Below are 7,626 nucleotides of genomic sequence, written 5' to 3'. Positions count from 1 at the left end.
TTATAAAGGCTACGGTGTACACACATCTCTAGACAGGATGCTAAACGTGATCCGATCCCCCTAAATCCCCCTTAAAAAGGGGGACTTTGAAGAATTTAGCCCCCCTTGTAAAGGCTACGGTGTACACACATCTCTAGACAGGATGCTAAACGTGATCCGATCCCCCTAAATCCCCCTTAAAAAGGGGGACTTTGAAGAATTTAGCCCCCCTTGTAAAGGCTACGGTGTACACACATCTCTAGACAGGATGCTAAACGTGATCCGATCCCCCTAAATCCCCCTTAAAAAGTGGGACTTTGAAGAATTTAGCCCCCCTTTTTAAGGGGGGTTGGGGGGATCTAAACGTTGTGGGGCAACTATAGAAGACTTGTGTGTACACCGTAGCTTGTAAAGGGGGGATTAAGGGGGGTAAATTACCACTAATAAAAACACTATTTAACTAATCATGAAACGTCAAATCGCCATTATCTCCTGCTTACTGCTGCTACCTTATCCAGTGTCAGCTATAGAAACCCAAACCAAGACAACAAAACTACTTACACAGACCTCGCAAAGGTGCAAATTACAACCAGCAGACCCAGAAAACGGTATTTATTCAGACCCACAATTACAAACCATTGCTAAACAAATTACAGTTAGAGTCAGAGACAAAGAAAGAGGCGCTTCCGGGACAATTTTCGCTAGAAAAGATAATTCTTATTTAGTAGTTACTAATTCCCACGTTGTCAGAAGAATTAATAATATCAATATTATCACAGCCGATGGTCAAAAATATACAGGTAAAATTTTACCTGATACTAATTTTGATAAATTCGATTTAGCTATAGTAGAATTTACATCTAATCAAAAATATTGTTTACCATCAGAAATTGCTGAGAGAATCGCCTCTTTTGATATTAACTTAGAAACACCAGTTATGTCCGCAGGCTATGCTGTATCTGAGGATAAATTAGTATTAACAACAGGAAAAATACAACAAATCATTTCTCAACCCAGTTTAAAAGATGGTTATGAAATTGGCTATACTAGCGATATTCAACCGGGAATGAGTGGTGGTGCAATTATTAGTAATACAGGAAATTTAATAGGAATTAATGGCATTAGTTCCTATCCTTGGTCCAATTCTGCTTATACTTATACCAACGGAAAACGCCCGACAAATACAGAAATTCAAGAATTTAGAAAACTGAGTTGGGGAATACCTATTAAAACCGTTTTAGGTCAGGTAAAACCAGAAGTTCTCACCGCTTATAATTTACCTATACCAGATATTAAACAGACAATAGCAGAAGTACCATTAACAGGTTGGTTAGGAGAATTAGAAGCAAAAGCTAAACAAATTACCGTCAAAATTGATAGCAGTAGCGGTGCTAATGGTTCAGGAATTATTATTGCTAAAGAAGGAGATATTTACACCGTTTTAACTGCTGCTCATGTAGTTTGTAAACCACCAGATAAAGTAGGACTATGTGAGCCAAATACCTATAAAATCGTCACAGTAGATGGTAAACAATATCCCGTAGAACCCAGCACCATTAAATTAGAAGAGGGGGTAGATTTAGCAGTAGTTAAATTCACCAGTCGGGAAAATTATCAAGTTGCGACTTTAGCAAATTATCCCATACAAGATGATGAATATATGTTCACGGCGGGTTATCCCAGGTTAGGAGAAAAATCACCTTGGCGATTCACATTGGGACAGATTTATAGTAAGGAGAGAGGATTATTACAAACTACCCAATCAGATTTTAACAATAACAGTTCGGGTACAGCTAAAGCAGCAGTTTCTTTAACAGGAGGATATGAATTAGTTTATAGTAGTATCACCTTTGGCGGTATGAGTGGAGGACCTGTTTTAGATTCCCAAGGGCGGGTAATAGGTATTCATGGCAGAACTGAGGGAGAGGCTGCTATTGATAATAATAGTAGTAGTGGCGGAAATATCCAATTAGGTAATAGTTTGGGTATTCCGGTGAGTACATTTTTGGCATTAGCTACCCGACTGAATACTCAAGCACAAAAGATAGAAACCACCCCAACACCAGAACTAAATCAACAAGAAGTTAAGTCTATTCAAACAGCGATTTTATCAGTAGATGTTTCCCAAGGCAATACTACCGCCAGTCAATGGTTAGAAAGGGGAAATCAACTGTGGCGGTTAGGTCGTTATCCAGAAGCAATACAGGCTTTTGACGCAGCAATTAAGCAAAAACCAAAGTTTATTCACCTAGCTTATTATGGTAAGGGTTTGGCATTATTTGAGAGTGGAGAATATCCCGAAGCTATAACTGCATTACAGCAAGCGGTGAAATCTCAACCTGATTTTGTTCCTGCTTGGAATTATTTAAGTGTAGTTTATCGAAAATCAAACCAACTGGATAAAGCCTTAGCAGCCATAGATAAAGCCATTCAACTCCAGCCCAATAATCCTAATTTGTATAATGAGAAGTGGGGAGTTTTAAGTAATTTAAAAAGATATAGAGAAGCAGCAGCAGCGATAAATAAAGCCATTGAATTCAGTCCCCGTGCAGGATTTTACTACAACCGGGGAATTGTCCGTGATGATTTAGGAGATAAGCCAGGAGCAATAGATGATTACACCCAAGCTATCAAGTTTAATCCTAACTATGCCGATGCCTACTACAACCGGGGAATTGTCCGTGATGATTTAGGAGATAAGCCAGGAGCAATAGATGATTACACCCAAGCTATCAAGATTAATCCTAACTTAGCCCTAGCCTACTACAACCGGGGAATTGTCCGTTATGAATTAGGAGATAAGCCAGGAGCAATAGCAGATTTCAACCTAGCTATCAAGATTAATCCTAACTATGCCCTAGCCTACAACAACCGGGGAGTTGTCCGTAATGATTTAGGAGATAAGCCAGGAGCAATAGATGATTACAACCAAGCTATCAAGATTAATCCTAACTTAGCCCAAGCCTACTACAACCGGGGAATTGTCCGTGATGAATTAGGAGATAAGCCAGGAGCAATAGATGATTACAACCAAGCTATCAAGATTAATCCTAACTATGCCAACGCATACACCAACCGGGGAGTTGTTTATTATGAACTTGGTGACAAACAAAAAGCCAGAGAAGACCTGCAACGAGCAGCGCAATTGTTCAAGGCTCAAGGGAATACTGCCTTTTCTGAAAAAATAATGGGTTTATTAAAAGGGTTGTAGGGAGTTTCTTTGGTGATGTTAATCCCTCGTTCCCTGGCTCTGCCGGGGAATGCCCACAGGAGGCTCTGCCTCCATTATATTCACTGTATTTGAGGCAGAGCCTCAAACTCCCATTCCCAGCCGGAGTCTGGGAACGAGTTCAGGATTAACAGGATGTGATTGTTAGATTTTCCCTCGTTCCCTGGCTCTACTGGGGAATGCTCACGGGAGGCTTTGGATGATAACAATAATATTTTGTCAGAATCAGGATGTCCAGGATTTAAGGATTAACAGGATGTGATTTTTTGATTGTCTATGAACCATTGAGATTTGAGGATGAAAAATCATCTTCACATTATAAAATGAATTAGATCCCCGACTTCTTAAAGAAGTCGGGGATCTGTCACCTCACGACTAAGATCAATTTATCAATTATGTTTAATTCTGCAAATTTAATTGTTTTACCAAATGCACCAATTCCGGTAAAATCAACTTTTCCATCCCCAGTCGTACAGCATTACTAGAACCAGGAAGAGAAAAAATGATTTTGCTTTGATAAACGCCGGCGACAGCACGAGAAGCCATAGCGCGAGAACCAATTTCTTGATAACTTAAAAACCGAAATAATTCCCCAAATCCGGGTAAAGTCTTTTCTAATAGCTTTTCTAAAGCATCATAAGTAGTATCCCTGGGAGCAATTCCCGTTCCTCCATTAAAAATCACAGCATTGATACGAGTATCTTCGCCCAAGGCTGTCATTTGGGATTGAATTTCTTTAGGCTCATCTTTGATAATCTGATACAATGACACAGTGTGATCATCAGCTAAAAGTAGTTCTTTAATTAATTGACCACTTTTATCTGTATCTGGGGAACGGGTATCGCTAACGGTAATCACTGCACAAGTTACAGAAACTTGCTGTGTATTTGGGTGTGGTTGAAATTCCATAGATATTTTACGTTTTAGCCAATAACCAATGACCAATGACCACTGAGCAATGCTGGGCGCAGGCCCTGCGCCCCTACTGACTAATTAAGATTTGCTTAATCCGAGTCCATTTTGTTCAGCATAACGATTCATGAAACGCATAAACCGATCCCATTCTTCATTAGACTTCATCACATAAATCGCTTCTAAGGATTCCGGTTTACCGTTGACAAATTTACCCTGAACCCCAGGAATCACGATTTCCCCTTCTTCGTCAATCAAATACAACCCGGTAACTTCATCTGTACCATCTTGTGACAAGATGTCAGGATTGGTGAACACAAACGTGGCTGTACCACTTTCCCCTTGTTTTGCTCTTGTCAACCGGACATCTGGAACTACTCTTTCTTCAATACCTTTAGCAAACTGAATTTTCGCCATGATGAGTCAATTTAAAGTTTTGTGATCATTTTGTAATATTCTCTCATCATAGAGCAATTTCCTAGCAGGCATTTTACCAATGGTAATTAAATCTAGTACACAATTCCGATTTAAACGCCGTTTATTTACTACAGCGTTGATCATTGTAGTTGGTATATTCATCACTCTGACTAACCATTCTAGCCCCGCTACACCTGTCACTAAAACCAAAAACGTCATTCTGATGATTGGGGACGGTATGGGCTGGGAAATGGCTCGCGCTGGGGCTATGGCTAAAGGATATAATTACACTTCTGGTAAGGGGGAAGGACTGAGTTTTCAAACTCTGGATAATTACGCCCTTGCTACCACCTATGGTACTACCATTGCTCCTGGTAATGGGGTTTTCAGCACGGGTAACTCTGCGTTATCAAACTCTAATCCGATTACAGGTGCTAGTCCGATTCTACCAGGGTTTAAATTCCAACCTCAATTTAATCCCGGAAATACACCGTCTGGAGGAGGTAAAAATCCTCAATCTAATGCGGTAGGTAATTTAGTGGGTTATGATCCTCAGCGTGGGGGAATAAATCCTTGGACACCTGGGAATGATCCTGAATATATCAAGCATAGTTATCCTGATTCTGCTAATACAGCGACTACTCTGTACACAGGAGTCAAAAGCTATAACAATGCTATTTCTGTGGATATATTTGAAAAACCTTTAGAAACCATTCTCAAAACTGCGGCTGATCATGGTAAATCTACGGGGATTGTGACTTCTGTTCCTATTGATCATGCTACACCGGGAGCAGCAGCAGCAAACGTGAATCGTCGCAATAAATATGATGGTGATTATCCAACTTTAGATAATATTCTTCAGCAGGAACTTCGCATATATCAACCAACTGTAATTTTAGGTGGTGGTCATCCTCTCACAGGTGCGAGTAGTCAACCTCTGCCTACGGGCGTAGAACCGCCAACTAAGTTTGAATATATCACTAAAACGACCTATGCAGAATTGAGTAAAAACCCCAATCAAAACCGCTATAACTACACATTTTTAGAACGGGGAAAAGATGCGGCTGATAAGTTAGGGACTACTGCGGCTAAATTAGATCCAAATATGGGCGATCGCCTGTTAGGATTATATGGAGCTAGAGGACAAGAGGGAAATCTCCCTGTAAGTACCGCTAATGGTGATTACAGTAATACCGGTTTGAGTATCTTTTCCCTGTTTGGTTCTCAAGGAAAAAACCCCGATACAGTTCGGCCTCTACTTGCTGGAGAAACCGACAAATCTTTTATTGCGAAAGAAATTAATGAAAATCCCACACTTGATGATTTAACCAAAGCAGCTTTAGCAGTTTTATCTAAAGACAAAGATGGATTTTGGTTAATGGTAGAAGGTGGTGATATTGATTGGGCTGCCCATGATGATAACTTAGATAATATGATTGGGACAGTCTTGGATTTTGATAAGGCTGTAAAAACAACAATTGACTGGATTAAAAATAACGGTGGTTGGGAAAATAATCTACTAATTGTCACCGCCGATCATGATCATTATCTCACTTTAAATCCCAATTTTTCCGAACTGCTGAAAGAAAAAGGTGCAGAAGCTTTAACCGCTGAATCTGATTCTATCAAAGCTGGTCATTTTTGGGGTTCTAATCCTAATATCAAATATGGTTGGGGAAATCATGCTAACCTTCCAGTTCCTGTTTATTATCAAGGTAAGGGTTCAGCAGTTTTAACTAATTCTGTCGGTAAGGGGTTTCAACTTTATGGCTATGATATTCCTGGTATTAAAGATTTAGTAGACGAAATCCACATTTATCAAACTCAGCGGAAGGCAATAGGGAACAGGGAGTAGGGGGAGTGGGGGAGGTAGGGGGAGTGGGGGGGAGTAGGGGAGGTAGGGGGAGTAGGGGAGGTAGGGGGAGTAGGGGGGGAGAAAGAATTTTCCCAATGACCAATGACCAATGACCAATGACCAATCACCATCAACCATCAGTTATCCTGTTCTAACCCATCAGCAGATTAAATCAAGGGATCGCTTGCATAATTGTTCACAATTTGTTACAAAAATATAAAGAACTTCTAGAGACTAAAACCTAATGTTCGGCGGACTTACTGGTTTAACAGATACCAAAAGCACCGATTGGGGAGAGCGAATGCTCAACACAGTCGCCAGCCAAACGATTCGCCACCTGTTTACCCAGAGCGAGTCGGTAGAAGTCTTTGTGCGCTGCTATCCCTCCAGCAAACTGTTGCAAGGCAGCATTGATAGCTTTAAAATGAACGGTCGCGGCTTAGTAATTCGCAAAGATTTCGCAGTTGAGGAAATGTCCTTTGAAACCGACGCTGTAGCCATTGACTTCGGCTCGGTTTTAAGTGGTAAACTTACCCTCAAACAACCTACCCAGGCTGTAGCTCAGGTGATTCTATCAGAAGAAGGTATTAATCGGGCTTTTGAGTCAGAATTGGTGAAAAAGCGCCTGCTTAACCTTTCTGAACCCACTTTGATTGCCATATCTGGTGGCGAACCAATTTCTTTTACCGAAGTTGAGGTCAAGCTATTACCCGAAAATCGCTTGCATTTAGTAGCTAAAGCTGATTTAAACAACGGCGAACTCATACCACTAGCTATGACTGTCGGTATTGGGATTGAAAGAAGAAGGCGGGTTTCTTTCAAAGAACCAAAGATTGAACTTGAGGGAGTTCCAGAAGCACAAAGAGAAATTTCCCAGACTTTAAGTGTGGCATTGGTAGAAATTTTGGATAATATGGTTGATTTAGATCGCTTTGATTTAGATGGGGTAAAAATGCGACTAAATCGTTTAGAAACAGAAGGTCAAAGATTGATTTTTAGTGGTTATGCAGAAATAGAAAGAATTCCTCACAGTTCCTGAAATTGAGAAAAAATTGCCAAAAAACTAACGCCGCCTAGTTGACCCTGGGCGGCAATTTAATTTCTATAGCAGAAGTCAGGATGTAGGGGCGCAGGGCCTGCGCCCAGTCAGAAGAATGAAGAATGAAGAATGAAGAATGAAGAATGAAGAATGAAGAATGAAATTTCTCCCCTACTTCCCCTACCTCCCCTGCCG

The 7,626-nt window shown here is 40.6% G+C and carries 5 protein-coding genes; 3 read left to right on the top strand and 2 right to left on the bottom strand.

Annotated elements, in window-relative coordinates:
- The first annotated feature begins 445 nt into the window (after positions 1 to 445).
- Positions 446 to 3,190, top strand: a complete 2,745-nt coding sequence (locus AN486_RS25680; RefSeq protein WP_053539470.1) for a tetratricopeptide repeat protein — start codon at positions 446 to 448, stop codon at positions 3,188 to 3,190.
- Between the two features lie 417 nt (positions 3,191 to 3,607).
- On the opposite strand, the gene AN486_RS25675 is transcribed toward AN486_RS25680, so the two are convergent.
- Complete coding sequence (locus tag AN486_RS25675; RefSeq protein ID WP_039200216.1) at positions 3,608 to 4,117, bottom strand: MogA/MoaB family molybdenum cofactor biosynthesis protein; 510 nt, start codon at positions 4,115 to 4,117, stop codon at positions 3,608 to 3,610.
- Between the two features lie 84 nt (positions 4,118 to 4,201).
- The gene (psb28, locus tag AN486_RS25670) at positions 4,202 to 4,537 is read right to left on the bottom strand and encodes a photosystem II reaction center protein Psb28 (protein WP_053539471.1); all 336 of its coding nucleotides are present in this window, start codon (positions 4,535 to 4,537) and stop codon (positions 4,202 to 4,204) included.
- 79 nt (positions 4,538 to 4,616) lie between these two features.
- Between psb28 and AN486_RS25665 the strand changes: the two genes are divergently transcribed.
- Together AN486_RS25665 and AN486_RS25660 are read left to right on the top strand one after the other, a co-directional pair.
- The gene (locus AN486_RS25665) at positions 4,617 to 6,392 is read left to right on the top strand and encodes an alkaline phosphatase (RefSeq protein WP_053539472.1); all 1,776 of its coding nucleotides are present in this window, start codon (positions 4,617 to 4,619) and stop codon (positions 6,390 to 6,392) included.
- A gap of 244 nt (positions 6,393 to 6,636) precedes the next feature.
- On the top strand, positions 6,637 to 7,431 hold the full coding sequence (locus AN486_RS25660) for a DUF2993 domain-containing protein (protein ID WP_168636975.1): 795 nt from the start codon (positions 6,637 to 6,639) through the stop codon (positions 7,429 to 7,431).
- The last annotated feature ends 195 nt before the right edge of the window (positions 7,432 to 7,626 follow it).

The sequence above is a fragment of the Anabaena sp. AL93 genome (assembly GCF_001672085.1).
GTDB lineage: Bacteria > Cyanobacteriota > Cyanobacteriia > Cyanobacteriales > Nostocaceae > Dolichospermum > Dolichospermum heterosporum.
This window is presented reverse-complemented; position numbering and strand designations above follow the sequence as displayed.

Coding starts and splice junctions, on each gene's coding strand:
- AN486_RS25680 (WP_053539470.1), top strand. CDS start 446: ATGAAACGTCAAATCGCCATTATCTCCTGCTTACTGCTGCTACCTTAT.
- AN486_RS25660 (WP_168636975.1), top strand. CDS start 6,637: ATGTTCGGCGGACTTACTGGTTTAACAGATACCAAAAGCACCGATTGG.
- AN486_RS25675 (WP_039200216.1), bottom strand. CDS start 4,117: ATGGAATTTCAACCACACCCAAATACACAGCAAGTTTCTGTAACTTGT.
- AN486_RS25665 (WP_053539472.1), top strand. CDS start 4,617: ATGGTAATTAAATCTAGTACACAATTCCGATTTAAACGCCGTTTATTT.
- psb28 (WP_053539471.1), bottom strand. CDS start 4,537: ATGGCGAAAATTCAGTTTGCTAAAGGTATTGAAGAAAGAGTAGTTCCA.